The organism is Prevotella sp. AM34-19LB (genome assembly GCF_003468525.1).
Classification (GTDB): domain Bacteria; phylum Bacteroidota; class Bacteroidia; order Bacteroidales; family Bacteroidaceae; genus Prevotella.
Map to the genome: position 1 here is coordinate 28189 of NZ_QSIG01000027.1, position 19642 is coordinate 47830.

Consider the following 19642-nt stretch of genomic DNA (forward strand, 5'->3'; position numbering starts at 1 on the left):
TCATGAAAGAAATAGGAAAAATCATCCGTTTCCAGAACACGCATCAATCCGAAGACTTCCAGGCTACGAATGTGGAGGATTTCAAGGATGTGCCTTTCCACATCAGGCGCACTTACTGGACCTACGATATTCCGGAGGGGGCAGCCCGTGGAGGTCACGCCCACAGGGAATGCCTGGAAGTGATTGTTGCAGCCAGCGGTTCCTTCACGGTTACGCTGGATGATGGAAAACGGAAGCAATCCTATCTTCTCAACCGCCCCGACCAGGGATTACTCGTCAACACAGGTATCTGGCGAACGCTGGAAAACTTCTCTGCCGGTTCAGTCTGTCTGGTCCTGGCTTCGGAATTATACGATGAAGCAGATTATATCTATGATTACGAGGAGTTTCTCAAATACGCAAGACATCATGTTTGAGTTTCTCAAATAAGCAAGACATCATGTTTGAAATCATCAAATACACCCCCGAATATCGCCAGCAATGGGATGAGTATGTGGCTAAAGCCCGAAACGCTACGTTTCTCTTTTACCGCAACTATATGGATTACCATTCCGATAGGTTCAAGGACTATTCTCTCCTATTCTTCAAGAAGGGGAAGCTCCATTCCATCCTGCCAGCCCATCAGGCAGACAAGACCCTCTGCTCGCATTTCGGACTCACCTATGGCGGACTGATCATGAACATCCACGTCACGATTTCAGATGTCTGCCAACTCTTTGAGGAACTGAATGTCTATCTGCGTCTTCAGGGTTTCGAGAAGGTACAGTATCGTCCTATTCCCTGGATCTATCATCTCCATCCTTCAGAAGAAGATCTCTATGCCATCTTCTGGAAATGCAAGGCCTATCTTTCGCTCCGCAATATCGGCACAACCATCTTCATGCAGCAGAAACTGCGTTGGCGCAAAGACCACCTGCGCCGCCTGAAGAAGGCTCATCAGAATGGAGTGACCGTAGTGAGAGATGCAAGCCTGCCGGAATTCTGGGAGGTATTGAATGAGAACCTGGAAAAGCGATTTGGTGCCAAACCGGTACACACGCTTCAGGAAATGGAACTTCTGAAAAGTCGATTCCCCGAGAATATCATCCAATATAATGCTTATCGCAACGGGCACATAATAGGAGGTCTCACCTTTTATATTACCCAGCAAGTGATACATGGACAATATAGTTCTACCAACGATGAAGGCAAGGAATTCGGAGCCATGGAGGCTATCTACGAACAGATTATGTATCATGATTACCCCGATTATCCTTACCTGGATTTCGGCAGTTCTACGGAACAGCAGGGAGCCTGGATCAACGAGGGCCTCATCGCCCACAAGGAAGGGTATGGAGGAAGAGGCGTGGTTTATGACACCTATGAATGGACATTATAATTTTAGAAAAATAAATCCCGAGGTTCACAAAGGCGGAACTTCGGGATTTATAGTATAGGAGTTAACAGGTTAACAGTTAACAGCCGTTTTTTTATACTTGCCAGCTATTATTCCTTATTTATAAGAGTATAACCGTCACACCACGAGCAGCCTGCGCACCCATGACCAGCGCCTGCTCAATATCGGCAGTCTTGGAAGGACCGCTGATGAAAGTACCGAAATTATACTTCGGATCCATCTCGATACGGGCATAAGCCTCGTGCATATTGTTAACTACCTTATCTTTCTGAAGGAAAATCACGAGATATTCGGAGATGAAAAGCACCACCTTCTCCTTCATGGTCTGAGGAATCCAGATGCAGCCATTCTCGGCAACACCCACTTCTCCACGTACAATACCCACATCGGTACCATTCAGGTCGTTGGCATCAGCCACGGTATCAGGATTCTTCTGTGCGATGGTAATCTCAGGCAGGTTGGAAGCAAAGACCTTCGCTTCCGGATAAGCCTTCTTCACCAGCTCATCCAGGCTCTCGCCTTCCTCAGCCTCTATCACGTGTCCACCCACAGACTCAGTCATCTCTATAAACTGCTTCAAGGTGCCCTCATACTGGATTCCCTTGACATCTACGGCAGGCATATCGAATTGAACGTGCGTATTCTTACGCAACTTGTTCAGGAAATCTTCTTTTAACATTGAAATTTGAACTTTGAACTTTGAACTTTATGAGTACCCACTACTTCACCTTTCCTTCTTTCCAAAGCTGATGGAAACTCTTCTTCGCAAACTCAGGCATGGCGTGACCGATACCCCACGCATTCCAGTTGCTGAAGTGCGTGCAGCATTCAGGAATCAGATTGGCAAGCGGAGCAAACTTCAGGGCGGTGGTGTAGAGCGCCGGACGGTCGAAGAGATATTTCATACCATTCGACATTGCCTTCTTCACAGGATCTGCCTTACCCAACTTATCCAGACTCTGGCGCCAAGCGTAGATCTGAGAACCAGGACCCACCTTGGAAGGGCAGACATTGTCGCAAGACAAGCACAAGGTGCAGGCTGAAACATTGTCGCTGAATTTCTGAGGATTCTTCAGCATACCCAGATTCACACCGATAGGACCCGGAATGAAATAGGTGTAACTGTATCCGCCCGAACGGCGATAAACCGGACAGGTGTTCATACAGGCTCCACACCGCATGCACTTCAAGGTCTGCCAGTGATCCTTGTCGGCGAGAATATCGCTTCTGCCATTATCTACCAAAACCACATGCATCTCGGCACCCGGACGAGCCTGGCGGAAATGAGAGGTAAAGGCGGTGGTAGGCTGACCGGTTCCGCAGCGGCAGAGCAGGCGCTGGAATACAGCCAGTGACTTATAATCAGGCACCAGCTTCTCGATACCCATCGCTACGATATGGAGCTTAGGCATGGAAGTGGTCATATCGGCATTACCCTCGTTGGTACAAACCACGCAATCGCCAGTGGCAGCCACACCGAAGTTACAGCCAGTCATACCTGCTCCGGCTTCCATAAACTGGTCGCGGAGATGATGACGGGCGCAGCGGGTCAGATAAGTAGGATCGTAGTTTCCGATTTCCTTGGAGATTCCCTTCTCCTCGAACATCTTTCCCACTTCCTCACGCTTCAGGTGGATGGCAGGCATGACGATGTGACTTGGCTTCTGACCCAAGAGCTGAATGATGCGCTCACCCAGGTCAGTCTCTACCACATCGATTCCGTGCTGTTCGAGATAAGGATTCATCTCGCACTCCTCGGTGAGCATCGACTTCGACTTCACCATCTTCTTCACGTTGTGATCCTTGAGAATACCGAGCACAATCTCATTAAATTCCTGCGCATCCTTCGCCCAGTGCACCTTTACCCCACGGCTCTCCAGGTTCTTGGAAAACATATCGAGGTAATCGGCAAGATGGGTGATGGTGTGCATCTTGATTTCAGAGGCATGCTCACGGAGGTCTTCCCACTCAGGAAGTTCCTGCGCCATCTTATCTCTCTTCTGACGAACAGACCAGAAGGTAGCATCGTGCCAGGTGGTCTTCTCTACATTCTGCGTAAACTTCGCAGCTCTCTTGGAATGTTCTGTACTCATAGTCCTGCAGCTAAAATTTGAACAACATGGATAAACTTGATCGGCATCTTCTCCTTCTTGGCAATACCAGCCATGTGCATCAGACAGGAAGAATCCGGTCCGGTAACATATTCGGCACCCGTAGCCATGTGGCGCTTGATCTTATCCTCGCCCATTCGGGTAGAAACGGCAGGCTCCTCGATAGAGAACATACCGCCGAATCCGCAGCACTCATCCTTGCGCTCCGGCTCGTGGATAGTAATGCCTTCCACCATATTCAACAGGTCGATAATTTTGTTGAATGGCTTGATGTGTCGCTCAGATGGAGACGACAAGCCCAGTTCTCGCACGCCATGGCAACTGTTGTGCACACTCACCACGTGAGGGAATTTACCAGGTACATGATCCACCTTCAGCACATCGTGAAGGAACTCCACAACATCCATGATCTTCTTTGATGAAACACACTCGTGCTTACCCTCCAGAATCTTAGGGTAATACACCTTAACATAAGCGGCACATGAAGCTGAAGGAGCTACGATGTAATCGTAATCCTTGAATAGCTCATCAAATGTCTCTATGACCTTCTCCGACTTGTCCTGAAACCCTGCGTTTGCCATCGGCTGACCGCAGCAAGTCTGCTTCTCGGGATAGTCAACATCCAGTCCGTAGTGCTTTAGTAACTTGTATGTAGCCACACCCGCTTCAGGGTATAAAGCATCTACATAACAAGGGACGAATAATCCGACTTTCATTGTTCTATATACTCTTGTTAGCTATTGTTTTATTATTCTCGAAACATTCTACTACATCTTCTGTAGGCGCTGCAAAAGTAACAAAAAAATAGCAAAAATAAGACATTCCTAAAAGGATTTTTTAATAATTGATGTTATTTAACTGTAAAGAATGGCAGAAAATTTGGATGATTCAGATATTTAACGTATCTTTGCTGCCCGAAATAGTGTATCTTCCTTAGTAATCTGACTAAGAAACTAAATAGATACTAAACAAGACATTTTCAGAAGAGACTTTTTATTATTAAGAATAAACTTATAGTTATATAAAGATGAAGAAACAGCTTAAGAAAGTCCTCGTCCTGGGTTCCGGTGCTTTGAAGATCGGCCAGGCAGGTGAGTTTGACTATTCCGGTTCGCAGGCTCTCAAGGCGCTGCGCGAGGAGGGTATTAGTTCCGTCCTCATCAATCCTAATGTTGCTACAATTCAGACGAGTGAAGGTATTGCTGACAAGGTTTATTTCTTGCCGGTGACACCTTTTTTTGTAACTGAAATTATCAAGAAGGAGCGCCCAGACGGCATCATGCTCGCTTGGGGTGGACAGACTGGTTTGAATGTTGGTACAGAGCTTTACCTCAGCGGGGTGCTCAAGGAGTACGGTGTGGATGTGTTGGGTACCTCTGTAGAGGCTATCATGAATACGGAAGACCGCGACCTCTTCGTGAAGGAGCTTAATAAGGTTGACCTCAAGGTTCCAGTAAGCCACGCTTGCGAGAACATGGAGGAGGCTGTGGCTGCGGCACGCAACATCGGCTACCCTATCATGATCCGTTCTGCCTATGCACTGGGTGGTCTCGGTTCTGGTGTCTGCAAGACCGAAGAGGAGTTCAAGGAGATTGCTGAATCAGCCTTCACTTTCGCACCTCAGGTACTCGTTGAGGAGAGCTTGAAGGGATGGAAGGAGATTGAGTTTGAGTGCATCCGTGATGCCAACGACCGTTGCTTCACCGTTGCCTCTATGGAAAACTTCGACCCACTGGGTATCCACACAGGTGAGTCTATCGTGGTAGCTCCAACCTGTTCTCTTACCGACGAGCAGGTGAAGATGTTGCAGGACATCGCCGTGAAGTGCGTCCGTCACCTCAACATCGTGGGTGAGTGCAACATCCAGTATGCTTTCAATGCTGAGACCAACGACTACCGTATCATCGAGATCAATGCTCGCTTGAGCCGTTCTTCTGCCCTCGCTTCTAAGGCTACAGGTTATCCTCTGGCTTTCGTTGCTGCCAAAATTGCCCTCGGTTATACACTCGACCAGATTGGCGAGATGGGTACTCCTAACTCAGCTTATGTAGCTCCATCACTCGACTATATGATCTGCAAGATTCCTCGTTGGGATCTTACCAAGTTTGCCGGTGTAAGCCGCAAGATTGGTTCTTCCATGAAGTCTGTAGGCGAAATCATGTCTATCGGCCGCTCATTCGAGGAGATGCTCCAGAAGGGTCTCCGTATGATTGGTCAGGGAATGCACGGTTTCGTAGGCAACGACCATACCAAGTTCGAAAACCTGGATGAGGAGCTTTCCAACCCTACCGACCTCCGTATCTTCGCCATTGCCCAGGCTCTGGAGGAAGGCTACACCATCGAGCGCATCGAGGAGTTGACCAAGATTGACCCTTGGTTCATCGAGCGCATGAAGAATATCGTAGATTACAAGCACAAGCTTTCTACATACAAAACATTGGAGGAGATTCCTGCAGAGGTATTGCGCGAGGCTAAGGTATTGGGCTTCTCTGACTTCCAGATTGGCCGCTTCGTATTGAAGACCAAGGATACCAACATGGAAAAGGAGGTTCTCGCTGTTCGTGCACTGCGCAAGAAGTTGAACATTCTTCCTGCCGTGAAGCGCATCCCTACTGTGGCTAGCGAGCATCCAGACCTCACCAACTATCTCTACATGACTTATGCCGTAGAGGGTTACGATATCAACTACTACAAGAACGAGAAGTCTGTCATCGTTCTCGGTTCTGGTGCTTACCGCATCGGTTCTTCTGTAGAGTTCGACTGGTGTTCTGTAAACGCCATCAACACAGCCCGCAAGTTGGGTTACAAGTCAATCATGATCAACTATAACCCAGAGACTGTATCTACCGACTACGATATGTGCGACCGTCTCTACTTCGATGAGCTTTCATTCGAGCGTGTACTCGATGTCATCGACCTGGAGTCACCACGTGGTGTGATTGTTTCTGTGGGTGGTCAGATTCCAAACAACCTGGCTATGAAGCTTCATCGCCAGTCTGTGCCAATCCTGGGTACCTCTCCTGTCAACATCGACCGTGCCGAGAACCGTGGTAAGTTCTCTGCCATGCTCGATAAGCTGGGCATCGACCAGCCTAAGTGGAGCGCCCTCACTTCTATGGAGGATGTTCAGAAGTTCATCGACGAGGTAGGCTATCCTGTTCTCGTTCGTCCATCCTACGTTCTTTCTGGTGCAGCCATGAACGTTTGCCACAATGACGACGAGTTGCGTCGCTTCCTGGAGGCAGCTTCTGAGGTTTCTAAGGAGTACCCAGTGGTTATCTCTCAGTTCATGACCGAGACCAACGAGATTGAGTTCGACGGTGTTGCCCAGAATGGTGAGATTGTAGAGTATGGTATTTCTGAGCACGTAGAGTATGCAGGTGTTCACTCAGGTGACGCTACCATGACCTTCCCTGCTCAGCAGATTTCCTTCGCTACAGCCCGTCAGATCAAGAAGATTTCACGTGCCATCGCCAAGGAGCTCAACATCTCTGGTCCTTTCAATATCCAGTACTTGGCTAAGGGTCGTGATGTGAAGGTTATCGAGTGTAACCTCCGTGCATCCCGTTCATTCCCATTCGTGAGCAAGGTATTGAAGCGCAACTTCATCGAGACTGCTACCCGCATCATGCTCGATGCTCCATATCAGAAACCGGATAAGTCTGCCTTCGATATCGACCGCATGGGTGTGAAGGCTTCACAGTTCTCATTTGCCCGCTTGCAGAACGCCGACCCAGTTTTGGGCGTAGATATGAGCTCTACCGGTGAGGTAGGCTGTATGGGTGATACTTTCGAGGAGGCATTGCTCAACTCATTGATTGCCACCGGCTACAAGATTCCTTCAAAGGACAAGGGCATCATGCTTTCAAGCGGTGGTGCTAAGGAGAAGGCTTCTCTGCTCGACGGTGCCCAGGCTCTGGTGAAAAACGGTTACACCATCTACGCTACAGCAGGTACAGCGAAGTTCCTGAACGAGAACAACGTGAAGGCAACAGCCGTAGGATGGCCTGATGAGGACCACAAGGATATTCCTAACGTGATGCAGATGATTGCCGATCACAAGTTCGACCTCATCGTCAACATCCCTAAGAATCACACCAAGCGTGAGCTGACCAATGGTTACAGAATCCGTCGTGGCGCCATCGACCACAACATTCCTCTGTTCACCAATGCCCGTCTGGCTTCAGCCTTCATCGAGGCATTCTGCACATTGAGCCAGGATCAGCTTCAGATCAAGAGCTGGCAGGAGTACGAGTAAAATTCCCACAGATTTCACAGATTTATATGAATACGCCCTGTAAGGCAAGGCACAGACCAATGATTGTGCCCAAGCCTTACAGGGCTTTTTTTATTCCCTGCAATGAGAAAAAGGAGGCGAAATGATGGCTATCTCATTATTTTATTGTACCTTTGCAAACAGAAATAAAAATAAAGAATGATAGTTTGTATAGCAGAGAAACCTAGCGTGGCTAAGGATATTGCCCGAATCATCGGGGCTACGTCGGCACGCGACGGTTATATGGAAGGTAATGGTTACCAAGTAACATGGACTTTCGGTCACCTTTGTGAGCTGAAGGAACCGGATGATTATACTCCAATGTGGAAGCATTGGAGCCTTTCGGCATTGCCGATGATTCCACAGCGCTTCGGCATCAAGCTCATCAATGATGAAGGCATCAAGAAGCAGTTTGCCACCATCGAGAAACTGATGCAGGCTGCCGACAGCATCATCAACTGCGGTGACGCCGGACAGGAAGGAGAACTCATCCAGAGATGGGTGATGCAGAAGGCGCAGGCGAAATGCCCCGTCAAGAGACTGTGGATTTCATCCATGACCGATGAAGCCATCAAGCAGGGATTCCAGGAACTGAAAGACCAGGGAGAATATCAGTCGCTCTATCTTGCCGGACTTTCCCGTGCCATCGGCGACTGGATTCTCGGTATGAACGCCACCCGACTTTATACATTGAAATATGGTCAGAACCGACAGGTGCTCAGCATCGGTAGAGTGCAGACCCCTACCCTTGCCCTGATCGTAAACCGCCAGAAGGAAATCGACAACTTTGTTTCCGAGCCTTATTGGGTACTCGCCACCATCTATCGCGACACCCAATTTACGGCTACCAGCGGCAAGTTTACCAGCAAGGAGGAAGGCGAGAAGGCATTCAGCACCATCGCCGGCAAACCCTTCACCGTTACCGACGTAAGCAAGAAGAAGGGAAACGAGGCGCCACCTCATCTCTACGACCTCACCTCGCTGCAGGTGGATTGCAACAAGAAGTTTGCTTACTCTGCAGATATTACGCTGAAGCTCATCCAGAGTCTCTATGAGAAGAAGTACACCACTTATCCTCGTGTAGATACCCAGTTTCTCACAGACGATATCTATCCGAAATGTCCGCAGATTCTGAATGGCGTAAGCCAGGCAAAGATAGCCAGTCAGCAGAAATACCTGCCGCTCATCCAGCAGCTCGCAGCCACTGGCAAGAAGTTGCCTAAGAGCAAGAAGGTTTTCGATAACAGCAAGGTGACCGACCACCACGCCATCATCCCAACCGGTGTTCCGCCAACCGGACTCACCGATATGGAGGCGAATGTCTATGATCTCATCGCCAAGCGATTCATCAGCGTGTTCTATCCGGACTGTAAATTCTCAACCACCACCGTTCTGGGCGAGGTAATCAACGAAGATGGTCCCAAACCGGAGAAGATAGAGTTCAAGGTGAGCGGCAAGGAGATTTTGGAACCAGGCTGGCGAGTAGTCTATGCCAAGGATGCGAAGAATGCCGATGATGACGATGCTTCTGATAACACCATCGGAAATGCAGACTCAGGAAACGGCGCCAAGAAGGAAGTGGTAGAAGAAAGAACCCTCCCATCCTTCACAAAAGGCGAATCGGGCGAGCATCAGCCTACCCTGACCGAGAAATGGACCACACCACCTAAGTATTACACCGAGGCAACCCTGCTCCGTGCGATGGAGACTGCGGGTAAATTCGTGGAAGACGAGGAGCTTCGTGCAGCTTTGAAGGAGAACGGAATCGGTCGTCCATCATCCCGTGCCGGCATCATCGAGACTCTCTTCAAGCGCCACTACATCCGCCGCCAGCGTAAGAATCTGATGGCAACCCCGACAGGTATCGAGCTCATCGACACCATCCACGAGGAACTTCTGAAGAGTTGTGAGCTGACCGGTATCTGGGAGAAGAAGCTCCGAGACATCGAGCACAAGACCTACGACCCAGCCGAATTCATCAACGGTTTGAAAGAGCAGATCAACCAGATTGTCATCGATGTCTTATCGGATAACAGCAACCGAAGAGTAACCATCATGACAGAGGAAGATCTCAAGAAAAAGCCGGCAACCAAGAAAGCAACAGCCAGGAAGTCACCAGCCAAGAAGAAGGATGAAGATACAGCCCAGAATGCAAGTTCTCAACCAGTTCCTGCTCCTCAGGCTTCAGCCGACCCAATGGTAGGCAAGCCTTGTCCGCTCTGCGGCAAGGGCGTCATCATCAAGGGCAAGACCGCCTATGGTTGCAGCAACTGGAAATCTGGCTGTCAATATCGCCAGCCATTCTCACAGATGTAGTTTCCTGTTTTTAAAATCAGGGGTTTCTATTTCTAAATTATATGAAGCAGATTAGATTTTTTATGAAGCAGATTTAAATATTATATGAAGCAGATTAGATTATACCAAATCATAACAGCCGTCTGCTGCCTCCTTCTGATAAGCTGCGGCATTGACAAGAACCTGAAGAAGGGAGAGAAGTTCCTTTCTTTAGGCGAATACTATGATGCTGCCGACCAATTCAAGCAAGCCTACACCAAGACACCTCCCAAGGAGCGTGAAAACCGAGGAAAGCTAGCCTTGAAGATGGCGCGCTGCTACAACAAGATCAATGCTACCCCCAAGGCTGTGAATGCTTACCGCAATGCCATCCGCTATAACCAGGCTTCCCTCGATGATCGTCTGGCTTACGCCCGTCTGCTCCAGAAAAACGGTGATTACAAGCAGGCTGAAAAGGAATTCAGAATCCTCGTGGATTCCATGCCCAACAATATTCTTGCCCAGAACGGATTGAAATCTGCCCAGATGGCTCCCAGCTGGAAAAAAGCCGGAAGCAGATATCAGGTAAAGAAGATGGATATCTTCACCTCCCGAAGAGCCGATTATTCACCGATGCTCCTGGGCGATGAATACGAACAGATCTACTTCACCTCCACCCGCAACGAAGCACAGGGAGATGAACTCTGCGGAATCACCGGAACCAAGGCAGGCGATATCTTCTATTCTGAAAAAGACGACAAGGGAAAATGGAGCAGACCGGAAGCCATCGCCACCGGTCTGAATACCGACTATGATGAGGGATCCTGCTGCTTCACTCCCGATGGCAGGGAAATGTATCTCACCCAATGCGTCACCGATCCTGCCTCTCCCCGATTTGCCCAGATTGTCACCTCTTCCCGTTCGAATGCTGCCTGGGGAAAGGTTCAGAAACTGGAAATCACCCAGGATACCTTGAGTACCTACGCCCACCCTGCCGTCAGTCCTGATGGCGAATGGCTCTATTTCGTCTCCGATATGCCGGGTGGATTGGGTGGTTACGATATCTGGCGTGTGCGCATCACTCCTTCAGGTCTGGGAGGTGTGGAAAACCTCGGTGCCCCTATCAATACTCCGGGCGACGAGATGTTCCCTACCTTCCGTCCCAATGGCGACCTTTATTTCAGCAGTAACGGTCATATCGGAATGGGCGGTCTCGACATCTACATCGCCCGAACAGACGAAAAGACCCAGCAGTATAAGATAGAGCACCCCGGCTATCCCCTCAATTCAGAAGCAGATGATTTCGGAATGACCTTCGAGGGACTGCACAACCGTGGCTTCTTCTCTTCCAACAGAAGGATGGCCGCGGCTACGATCATATCTATTCTTTCGAAAATCCGGAGATTGTCACCACGATGAAGGGATGGGTTTACGAAAAAGACGGCTACGAACTTCCTGCTGCCCAGGTGATGGTAGTAGGCAACGATGGAACCTACAAGAAACTACCGGTCAAGGGCGACGGTTCGTTTACGATGCCTGTCCATCCTAAGGTAGATTATCTTGTGATGGCTTCCTGCAAGGGATTCCTCAACCACAAGGAGGAATTGCGGATAGATTCGGCTAAGGAGAGCAAGGAGTATGTGCTCCAGTTCCCTCTGGCTTCCATCTCAGCCCCAGTACTCATCGACAACATATTCTATGATTTTGACGAAGCTACCCTAACGCCAGCCAGCACCCATGCTCTGGATAAACTCGTAGCCTTACTGAAAGAGAATTCCCACGTAACCATCGAACTGAGTGCCCATTGCGATTACAAAGGCAACAGCGAGTACAACAAACGATTGTCTCAGCGCCGCGCCCAGTCGGTAGTAGATTACCTCATAGATCACGGCATCGAAAAAGAGCGCCTTACCCCTGTGGGATATGGCAAGGAACGCCCGAAGACAATCCGCAGGAAGCTCACGGAGAAATATCCTTGGCTGAAGGAAGACGATGTGCTCACCCAGGATTTCATCCTCAAGCAGACCAAGGAGCATCAGGAGATATGCAACCAGCTGAACCGCCGTACCGAGTTTACTGTTCTTCGTACCACCTATAAGATGTTCGACCACGATGGTAACCTGCAGAACCCGCCAAAGTCAAAGCCAAGACAAGAGAAAGAATCCGAAGGCTACGGATATAAAATCAACTTTGATAGGGAATAAAAGTATTTTCTCCTAGGCATAATCTATGTTCAGCAGTGTTGAACTTAAGTTCAGCACTGCTGAATATAAGTTCAACACTGCTGAACATAGGTTCAAAAGCTTTGAACATAACTTTCATCCCTATAAAAAAACTCTTTCTATTAGCAGAAGACCATTCTTCTACTAGCAGAAAGAGTTTTTTCTTATCTTATCGATTGATGATTCAATAAATAGGAACAATCTATCACCTGTAATCTAATATGTCCTATCATCTGGCATCCGCCAGCTCATTATATCCCCAGACCATCACGAGTACTACGATACCTGCCAGCATCATCAGGAGATTCTGCGTCGGCGTGATTGCATCAGCCAAATGGGTAAGGGCACGTGAACCGGTCAGCAGGAAATCTATCTTCATAGAGAAGAGCCATCCCTGAATCTGCTCCCATCCCTGGCAAACCACAGCAGCAACTATGCCGACAGCCACACAGGCTGCCGTCCACAGATGTTCCAATCGGCGACGCTTAGCCAATGCCTGCTCCTGCTCAAGAGACAGCACGGTCTTTTCCTGATCAAGAGCCAGCAAGGTCTTTTCCGGCTCAAGACCCGGCAATGCCTGCATCACCCTATCAGAGAATCCATCATCCGGAACCTCCTCCATCCTGTTATCAGCAAAGAAAGCCTGAAGGAGCTGATCGTCTGTGGCGCTCAGCGGTTCAAGCTCCATACCATTCATATTATCAATCATTTTATCGGTCATAACCATTATGCTTTAAGTAACTTGCAAGTTTCTGTTTTCCACGAGAGAGATGCGACTTGATGGTGCCTTGCGCCATTCCCGTCACCTCTGCAATCTTATCTATAGAGAGACCATCCATCAGCTGCAGCGTGATGCATGTCCGTTCGTTATCGCTCAATATCCGTAGGGCATTGAGCAAATCCATCTTCAGTCCGGCGTTCACTCCCTGCGCATTCTGTCGGGCAACAGCCGGCGTATCGATGTCTTGTGTTTCCTTATGACTGCGGGTATAATCATACCACACATTATAGGCGATACGATAAAGCCAAGTGGAGAAGCTGGCTGTACCCTTGAAACTCGCCAGATGGGTATAAGCCTTCACAAAGGTATCCTGCGCCAAGTCGTCACTCAGCTGCGCATCCCCCAGCGTCTGCCGCAGGAAGAACCCACGAATAGGTGATTGATACTTCTTGACCAGCAAGTCGAACGACTTGCGGTCGTGAAGCATCACCACCTTCGTGACGAGAGAAATATCGGATAACTTTTCCACTATATATTAACTAATAATTTATCTTTCCTTGATTCTTTACACCGGAGTTCCATTATAACCTGTGCCCTGATCGCCATGACGGTTTTTCCACCAATCCTTGATGGCTGGAAGCGAACCTATCAGGGTCTGTCCCAATCCATAGAAGAAGACCAGGGCTCCGATACCAGCCAGGAAGTCAGCATCCCACCATGAGAACATGGCGCACAAGCCAGCTCCCAGAAAGGCATTTCTCAATCCTCGCTTCACCAGATATTCATCGCTCTGCTTGTCTATCGGACGGTCGCCTTCCGGAACATTGATGCCCTTCTCCATCGCCATCTCCGCCAACTTCATCCGGTCGTTGTGGCGGCGAATCAGATATCTGATAACCAGAAACACGATGATCAGCGGAGCAAAGACAAACAGCAGTCCGAAGATGATACAGAAGATGATGATAACCGACAGCGCTCCGCCACCAAATACCGAACCGATGAAATCGAAAGGATCATCATAGTTGCCCAGACTATACTTGGAATGATAAGCACGGTTGTCATTGTCATCTGCATCAGCATAGTCGGAAGTATCCGTTGCGGTTGTATCAGAATAGGCTTCAATAGCCTCATCATCCTGAGCCGCGGATGCCTGCTCGGCTGTAGCCTGCTTGTCTTCCTGCTTTGCTGCGGCAGGAGAAGCCTGCTTATCCACCTGTTGGGTAGTTGGATGATACCGATGTTTTGGAGCAGAAGATCCCAGAGATACCTGGGTAGCTCCGATGCTCATAATGAGCGCCAATGTTAATATCGCTTTCTTCATATCTAACAATATTTTTATAGTTTTACCTTGTTTTTTATTATTTTTTCTATGTCTTAGACGCATCTCTTGGGAAATAAGTTGCAAAGAAACAAAATTTTTCTTATTTTTGCAAACAAAATCAAGAATAAAGGCATAAAATGAAGACATTACCAGAAGATTTCATCAAATATACCCAAGAGTTGATGGGCGATGAACTGTTCCAGCAACTGAAACAGGGCATCACCGAGGGAGAAGCACCTACCAGTATCCGCCTCAATCCTTTCAAATGCAAGGAGGGAGAAGATGTAAGGATGGAGAATTCTCCCGAAAATGGAGAACGGCTAGTAGAGGGCGAACCGATTCCATGGTGCCCTTCCACCGGTCGCTATCTCTCCACCCGTCCTAACTTCACCTTCGATCCATGGCTCCATGCCGGAAAGTATTATGTGCAGGAAGCTTCTTCCATGTTCGTGGATCTGGTGATTAGACAACTCGTTAACGAACCCGTGATGATGCTTGATCTCTGTGCGGCTCCAGGTGGAAAATCTACCGCAGTCCGTGCTGCCCTGCCGGAAGGTAGTCTTCTTTTCAGCAACGAACCGATGCGCACCCGATCGCAGATTCTTGCAGAGAATATCCAGAAGTTCGGTCATCCCGACATGATCGTCACCAACAACTATCCACGCGACTACAAGAAGTCGAAGCTTCAGTTTGATGTCATCCTCACTGATGTTCCCTGCTCCGGCGAAGGTATGTTCCGCAAGGATGATGGTGCCATCAGTGAATGGAGTCTGCAGAATGTGGACAACTGCTGGCATCTGCAGCGTGAAATCGTGAGCGATATCTGGAACTGTCTGAAACCCGGCGGTATCCTCATCTACTCCACCTGCACTTTCAATGCCCACGAAGACGAAGAGAATATCTCCTGGATCTGTGAGGAGCTAGGGGCTGATGCTATTGCACTCAACGATATCGATGAAGCTTGGAATATCACGGGCAATCTCATAGGCACAGACATCCCAGTCTATCGTTTCCTCCCAGGCAAGACCCGCGGAGAAGGCATCTTCCTCGCGGTACTCAGAAAAGAGGGAGAACCGGAAATGGAGAAGGAAGATAAAAAGAAGAAAAAAGACAAGAACAAGGATAAAGGAAAGAACAGAGGAAACAAGGGAAAGGGTCTGCAGGTTCCAACAGACTGGCTGAAGTCTTCCGACTATGAAACGATAACCGAAGACGATAACTTCTATGCCATCCCAAGCCGATGGAAAGCCATCTATGAGGATGCTGCCAGAAACCTGAAGGTGATACATGCCGGCATCAAACTGGGAACAACCAAGGGCAAAGACATCATTCCCGACCAGAGTCTGGCACTCTCCACCGAACTCAACACAGAGGTTTTCCCACAGGTAGAACTCTCCTACGAGGATGCCATCCGCTACCTGCGCAAAGAGGCTGTGAATCTTCCTGCAGACACCCCTAAAGGCTACGTGCTCGTTACCTATCAGCAGATGCCTCTGGGCTGGGAGAAGAACATCGGCAACCGTGCCAACAACCTCTATCCACAAGAGTGGAAAATCAAGAGCAGCCACGTGCCGGAAGAGCCCTGTGTTATCAGCAATAAATAAATATCAAGAAACAAGATAAGAATTCATCAAGAAGAACCAATCATCAGGAATGAATATGCTCAGCATCATCGCTTGTATCTCTAAAGACAATAGGGCCATCGGCTACCAGAACCGACTGCTCTATCATTTACCATCAGATATGGTACGCTTCCGTGAACTTACCACGGGGCATACCATCATCATGGGCAGAAAGACATTTGATTCTCTCCCTAACGGTGCTCTTCCACATCGCCGCAACATCGTTGTCTCTAAAAGTCTGAAAGAGATAGATGGGGGCGAAGTATATCCTACCCTGGAAGAAGCACTCAGGGCTGCACAAGGCGACTCCTTGTCTGCCCCCAAGGAAGATGCAGGAATAGCCAGTCCGGAAGAAATCTTCATCATTGGCGGAGAAAGCATCTATCGCCAGGCTCTTCCTGCTGCCCGGAAACTCTATCTCACCATCGTAGATAAGGAGCCGGAACAGGCAGATACCTTCTTCCCTGCCATCGACAGTTCTGCCTGGGAAGTGACGGAAAAAGAAATGAGGAATGAAAACGGATTGTCGTTCTCATTCCTCACCTATATCAGAAAATAAATTCGACCAGTACGGTTGAATAAATTCCTATTCTTCTGTTGTCTCATCATCCTCATCAGCAACCTGCTGAATATCCTTCAGAGAAAGCTGACGGTCGATGGCTGCATTGAAGGAGATGATGGTCTCGCTTCTAGAAAGCCCCAATGGCTGCAACTTATCGTGGATAATCTCCAGGAGATGGTGGTTGTTGACTGCATAAATCTTGATGAACATATCAAAACCGCCCGTAGTATAATGACACTCTACTACCTCAGGAATCTTCTTGAGTTCATCAACCACCTGATCAAACTTCTCAGGTTCCTTGAGGAACAGTCCCATATATGCACAGGTTTCGTAACCAATCTTCTCTGGATCGATAACAAATTGAGAGCCTTTAATAATGCCAAGGTTAGTGAGTTTAGCAACACGCTGATGAATGGCAGCACCACTTACATTACAAGCACGTGCTACTTCCAGAAATGGAATTCGGGCATCCTGAGAAATCAGCTTCAGAATATGCCTATCTAATGAATCTAATACTTGTTTTGCCATAATTAATTATTATTTGCCTGCAAAGGTAGCACTTTTCTTTAAAAAAAGCAACTTTTCTAATAAAAAAAATAATAAATTAATATTATTTTTCCTTTTAGAGCATATTATTTCCTATTTTCAACAGCAGAATAGCTTATTTTCAGTGCCTTTGCCTGGCGCAGCGCCTGCTTCACATCGGTAATCACTCCCATCTTGGTGTCCTGATCTGCCTTGATGGAAACGGTCATCAGTTTCTGGTCTTCAGGCGACATCCGCTTCTTCTCGGCAGAGATATAATCCTGCACATCTGAAACACTGACAAACTTGTCATTCATCTGTATCTGAGTACCTGAGCCGTATTTGCCTTGCAGGTCCTTGGTTGGCTTTCCTATATAAATATGACTTACAGCCGACTTCTTGGTCAGGCGTGTGAGATTCTTTCCTTCAGGCATACGGCATTCCACCTTTAAGGTAACCTGTCGCATGTGGGTAACAATCATAAAGAAAAAGAGTACCGAGAATATCAAATCCGGCAAAGATGAGGTATTCAATTCTGGAACCGAATGCGATTTTTTACGAAAATTCATCATTTGGTGCCTCCTTTCTCCGGTGTTGACTGGGTTTCCTGTTTCTCTTCCGCATCAGCATCTACACTCTTGTCTTCATGAGTCATCGCATTGGCATACGACTCCGTAATGCGCTGAGGACAGAGCTTACGCACCTGCTCCTTCTGATCATTGCTCAAAAGCGCATAGTCTCTATGATATTTTTTCTGGGCTGCCTCATTGCGAAGTTGCGCATAGGCTTCCATCAATTCATTCTGCATCTGGAAATAAAGGTTGTAGTTGGCATCACGATCGCTCTCTATGGAAATCAGATGTTTCTTACCCAGGCGATGTACAAAGCGGACGGTTTCCAGCTTCAGATCTTCCAGCTTCATCGGCTGGTTGTTCACCAGCAGCGTATCTCCAGCCGTAAGATGAATCGCCATCAGATTGTTCTTATCCACCACCGATTCCTGCTGTTCCTTCTTCTGAGGTTCAGGCGAAGGAAGCTGGCGCAACAATCCCTTATCCACATCCATGGATGTGGTTACAAGGAAGAATATCAGCAGCATAAACGAGATGTCGGCTGTTGAGGTGGTATTCAATCCCGGAGTTTCGTTACGATTCCTTCTTATCAGCATTGCGTTATGATATGATACTAACTATTTTTTTGTTTGATAATTACAGACTGTTATTGCTTCTTTCGGATATATCGGGTGGCACCGAAGCAAACGGCTCCAATGCCTGCCAGCAACATCAGCAGCGAGGTGATGACAAACATATCAGAAAGTTTCAGCCACAACCAGTCGGCGTAGTTTTCACCGTTGATGAGCATCGGGGCGGAACCTCCCAAGAGGAAGGTAAGAATCAGAACTGCCAGCAAGGTAAGCCAGGTGATACGGAAGATACGACGCACCGGCACACCATTCACCACAGCTTCCGACTTGCTGCTCCGGTAATCCTTCACCATCGAATAGACCGCCAAGCCTATTCCTCCTATCAGGAAAAGCCACATCAGGAAGATGAGCACATCGGTAAAAAGAGGGGCATTGAAGTCGGGGTTCTCATCGAAAGGCAAATCATAGCCTATCAGATAGAACAGACCGAAAACCAGCACAGCCAAACCTATCATCAGACGGAAAACCTTCTGAGATATCTGTTCGGCAGACTTGTTACTTTGAACTTTGAACTTTGAACTTTGAACTTTCAACATGGAACTTTCAACTTTGAACGTTGTTTCTTCACTCTTCACTTATTCTTGGCGATAATATCCATCAAAGTTACAGCCGATTCTTCCATCTGACTGGTGAGATGCTCCACCTTGGAAAGGATATAGTTATAGAACACCATCAGAATCAAGGCAACAATGATACCGAAGATGGTAGTAATCAGCGCCACCTTCATACCCGAAGCCACGATGGTAGGACTGATATCTCCCGCCTGCTGAATCTGGTCGAAAGCCATCACCATACCAATCACCGTACCCAGGAATCCGAGGGAAGGAGCCATGGCGATGAAGAGCTTGATCCAGGAGCATCCTTTTTCCAGGTTGGCAGCCTGCACGGTACCATATCCACTTACCGAGCGCTCGATATCATCAAGATGCTCATCCATATGCATCAATCCCTGATAGCAGATAGAAGCTACAGGTCCACGGGTATTGCGGCAAAGTTCCTTGGCACCTTCCACATCCCCTGCCTCTACCTTCTGGTCGATATCCTGCATCAGCTTCTTGGCATTGATTTCAGAAAGACTGAGATAGATAATGCGCTCAATACAGAAAGCCAGACCCACGATGAGAGCGATGGCAACGAGCGACATAAAGCCGGCATTACCCTCTATGAACTTCGTCTTAAGAGCTTGATGAAATCCGATATTCTCGTCTTGCGCCATGACAGGCAGAGAACACATTACTGTGAAAATGAATATTGCGAAACGCGCAATAGCTGTATTTTTCTTCATAATCATATATACCTACCTGTTGGCGGAATTAAAAAACCGCCTGAAAATTAGTATATTTTTATGGAGAAAAAGTTGTGCATCTCGTTGATTTTAAGTAACTTTGTAGTGTCCAATTATAAAGTT

General features: G+C 48.1%; 17 protein-coding genes and 1 pseudogene. 7 read left to right on the forward strand and 11 right to left on the reverse strand.

Annotated features, from left to right (window positions below; genetic code table 11):
- Window positions 1–2 precede the first annotated feature (2 nt).
- The gene (locus DW830_RS09635; protein WP_119249728.1) at window positions 3–416 is read left to right on the forward strand and encodes a sugar 3,4-ketoisomerase; all 414 of its coding nucleotides are present in this window, start codon (window positions 3–5) and stop codon (window positions 414–416) included.
- A 23-nt stretch (window positions 417–439) separates the two neighbouring features.
- Window positions 440–1378 carry a GNAT family N-acetyltransferase gene (locus tag DW830_RS09640; RefSeq protein WP_119249729.1) on the forward strand — a complete coding sequence of 313 codons (939 nt, stop codon included), beginning with the start codon at window positions 440–442 and terminating at the stop codon, window positions 1376–1378.
- 118 nt (window positions 1379–1496) lie between these two features.
- Here DW830_RS09640 and DW830_RS09645 read toward each other — a convergent pair whose 3' ends face one another.
- From DW830_RS09645 to DW830_RS09655, 3 genes are read right to left on the reverse strand one after another with little or no spacing between them, the layout of a single operon-like run.
- Window positions 1497–2075: a lactate utilization protein C gene (locus tag DW830_RS09645; RefSeq protein WP_119249730.1), complete on the reverse strand. Its 579-nt coding sequence runs from the start codon at window positions 2073–2075 to the stop codon at window positions 1497–1499.
- Between the two features lie 40 nt (window positions 2076–2115).
- Window positions 2116–3489 (reverse strand): lactate utilization protein B, encoded by a 1374-nt coding sequence (locus tag DW830_RS09650; protein WP_119249731.1) that lies wholly within the window; start codon window positions 3487–3489, stop codon window positions 2116–2118.
- Window positions 3486–4223, reverse strand: a complete 738-nt coding sequence (locus DW830_RS09655; RefSeq protein ID WP_119249732.1) for a (Fe-S)-binding protein — start codon at window positions 4221–4223, stop codon at window positions 3486–3488. The genes DW830_RS09650 and DW830_RS09655 overlap by 4 nt, the downstream gene beginning before the upstream one ends.
- A 311-nt stretch (window positions 4224–4534) precedes the next feature.
- Between DW830_RS09655 and carB the strand changes: the two genes are divergently transcribed.
- The 3 genes and pseudogenes from carB (at window position 4535) to DW830_RS09670 (ending at window position 12261) form a co-directional block, all read left to right on the forward strand.
- Window positions 4535–7765 carry a carbamoyl-phosphate synthase (glutamine-hydrolyzing) large subunit gene (carB, locus tag DW830_RS09660; RefSeq protein WP_119249733.1) on the forward strand — a complete coding sequence of 1077 codons (3231 nt, stop codon included), beginning with the start codon at window positions 4535–4537 and terminating at the stop codon, window positions 7763–7765.
- A 177-nt stretch (window positions 7766–7942) separates the two neighbouring features.
- A complete protein-coding gene (locus tag DW830_RS09665) occupies window positions 7943–10099 on the forward strand; it encodes a DNA topoisomerase 3 (protein WP_119249734.1) in 2157 nt (718 codons plus the stop codon).
- An 84-nt stretch (window positions 10100–10183) separates the two neighbouring features.
- Window positions 10184–12261: pseudogene (locus DW830_RS09670) on the forward strand (OmpA family protein).
- Between the two features lie 247 nt (window positions 12262–12508).
- On the opposite strand, the gene DW830_RS09675 reads toward DW830_RS09670, so the two are convergent.
- Genes DW830_RS09675 through DW830_RS09685 form a run of 3 tightly spaced genes read right to left on the reverse strand, consistent with a single transcriptional unit; the run spans window position 12509 to window position 14321 of the window.
- Window positions 12509–13000 (reverse strand): DUF5056 domain-containing protein, encoded by a 492-nt coding sequence (locus tag DW830_RS09675; RefSeq protein ID WP_233544469.1) that lies wholly within the window; start codon window positions 12998–13000, stop codon window positions 12509–12511.
- Window positions 12990–13529 carry an RNA polymerase sigma factor gene (locus DW830_RS09680; protein ID WP_119249735.1) on the reverse strand — a complete coding sequence of 180 codons (540 nt, stop codon included), beginning with the start codon at window positions 13527–13529 and terminating at the stop codon, window positions 12990–12992. Before DW830_RS09680 ends, DW830_RS09675 begins: the two co-directional genes overlap by 11 nt.
- Window positions 13530–13565: 36 nt before the next feature.
- The gene (locus DW830_RS09685; protein ID WP_147487245.1) at window positions 13566–14321 is read right to left on the reverse strand and encodes a DUF6249 domain-containing protein; all 756 of its coding nucleotides are present in this window, start codon (window positions 14319–14321) and stop codon (window positions 13566–13568) included.
- Window positions 14322–14458: 137 nt separating this feature from the next.
- Here DW830_RS09685 and DW830_RS09690 point away from each other — a divergent pair, with 137 nt between their 5' ends.
- Window positions 14459–15925, forward strand: a complete 1467-nt coding sequence (locus DW830_RS09690; RefSeq protein WP_119249737.1) for a methyltransferase RsmF C-terminal domain-like protein — start codon at window positions 14459–14461, stop codon at window positions 15923–15925.
- A gap of 55 nt (window positions 15926–15980) precedes the next feature.
- Window positions 15981–16502 carry a dihydrofolate reductase gene (locus DW830_RS09695; RefSeq protein ID WP_117661417.1) on the forward strand — a complete coding sequence of 174 codons (522 nt, stop codon included), beginning with the start codon at window positions 15981–15983 and terminating at the stop codon, window positions 16500–16502.
- 27 nt (window positions 16503–16529) lie between these two features.
- On the opposite strand, the gene DW830_RS09700 is transcribed toward DW830_RS09695, so the two are convergent.
- The 5 genes from DW830_RS09700 to DW830_RS09720 all read right to left on the reverse strand — a co-directional run bounded on the left by DW830_RS09700 (window position 16530) and on the right by DW830_RS09720 (window position 19519).
- Entirely contained in the window at window positions 16530–17033 is a 504-nt protein-coding gene (locus DW830_RS09700) for an Lrp/AsnC family transcriptional regulator (protein WP_119249738.1), read from the reverse strand.
- 104 nt (window positions 17034–17137) lie between these two features.
- The gene (locus DW830_RS09705) at window positions 17138–17602 is read right to left on the reverse strand and encodes an ExbD/TolR family protein (protein WP_119249739.1); all 465 of its coding nucleotides are present in this window, start codon (window positions 17600–17602) and stop codon (window positions 17138–17140) included.
- Window positions 17599–18198, reverse strand: coding sequence for an ExbD/TolR family protein (locus DW830_RS09710; RefSeq protein WP_119249740.1), 600 nt, complete (start codon window positions 18196–18198; stop codon window positions 17599–17601). The genes DW830_RS09705 and DW830_RS09710 overlap by 4 nt, the downstream gene beginning before the upstream one ends.
- Window positions 18199–18248: 50 nt before the next feature.
- Window positions 18249–18770 carry a hypothetical protein gene (locus tag DW830_RS09715; protein ID WP_119249741.1) on the reverse strand — a complete coding sequence of 174 codons (522 nt, stop codon included), beginning with the start codon at window positions 18768–18770 and terminating at the stop codon, window positions 18249–18251.
- A gap of 35 nt (window positions 18771–18805) precedes the next feature.
- Window positions 18806–19519 (reverse strand): MotA/TolQ/ExbB proton channel family protein, encoded by a 714-nt coding sequence (locus DW830_RS09720; RefSeq protein WP_117661418.1) that lies wholly within the window; start codon window positions 19517–19519, stop codon window positions 18806–18808.
- Window positions 19520–19642: the final 123 nt, after the last annotated feature.

Excerpts from the sequence above, each read along its gene's own strand:
- DW830_RS09705 (WP_119249739.1), bottom strand. The coding sequence starts at position 17,602 with ATGATGAATTTTCGTAAAAAATCGCATTCGGTTCCAGAATTGAATACC.
- DW830_RS09715 (WP_119249741.1), bottom strand. The coding sequence starts at position 18,770 with ATGTTGAAAGTTCAAAGTTCAAAGTTCAAAGTTCAAAGTAACAAGTCT.
- DW830_RS09710 (WP_119249740.1), bottom strand. The coding sequence starts at position 18,198 with ATGCTGATAAGAAGGAATCGTAACGAAACTCCGGGATTGAATACCACC.
- DW830_RS09665 (WP_119249734.1), top strand. The coding sequence starts at position 7,943 with ATGATAGTTTGTATAGCAGAGAAACCTAGCGTGGCTAAGGATATTGCC.
- DW830_RS09695 (WP_117661417.1), top strand. The coding sequence starts at position 15,981 with ATGCTCAGCATCATCGCTTGTATCTCTAAAGACAATAGGGCCATCGGC.
- DW830_RS09720 (WP_117661418.1), bottom strand. The coding sequence starts at position 19,519 with ATGAAGAAAAATACAGCTATTGCGCGTTTCGCAATATTCATTTTCACA.
- DW830_RS09690 (WP_119249737.1), top strand. The coding sequence starts at position 14,459 with ATGAAGACATTACCAGAAGATTTCATCAAATATACCCAAGAGTTGATG.
- DW830_RS09650 (WP_119249731.1), bottom strand. The coding sequence starts at position 3,489 with ATGAGTACAGAACATTCCAAGAGAGCTGCGAAGTTTACGCAGAATGTA.
- DW830_RS09645 (WP_119249730.1), bottom strand. The coding sequence starts at position 2,075 with ATGTTAAAAGAAGATTTCCTGAACAAGTTGCGTAAGAATACGCACGTT.
- DW830_RS09655 (WP_119249732.1), bottom strand. The coding sequence starts at position 4,223 with ATGAAAGTCGGATTATTCGTCCCTTGTTATGTAGATGCTTTATACCCT.
- DW830_RS09685 (WP_147487245.1), bottom strand. The coding sequence starts at position 14,321 with ATGAAGAAAGCGATATTAACATTGGCGCTCATTATGAGCATCGGAGCT.
- DW830_RS09675 (WP_233544469.1), bottom strand. The coding sequence starts at position 13,000 with ATGACCGATAAAATGATTGATAATATGAATGGTATGGAGCTTGAACCG.
- DW830_RS09635 (WP_119249728.1), top strand. The coding sequence starts at position 3 with ATGAAAGAAATAGGAAAAATCATCCGTTTCCAGAACACGCATCAATCC.
- DW830_RS09640 (WP_119249729.1), top strand. The coding sequence starts at position 440 with ATGTTTGAAATCATCAAATACACCCCCGAATATCGCCAGCAATGGGAT.
- DW830_RS09700 (WP_119249738.1), bottom strand. The coding sequence starts at position 17,033 with ATGGCAAAACAAGTATTAGATTCATTAGATAGGCATATTCTGAAGCTG.
- carB (WP_119249733.1), top strand. The coding sequence starts at position 4,535 with ATGAAGAAACAGCTTAAGAAAGTCCTCGTCCTGGGTTCCGGTGCTTTG.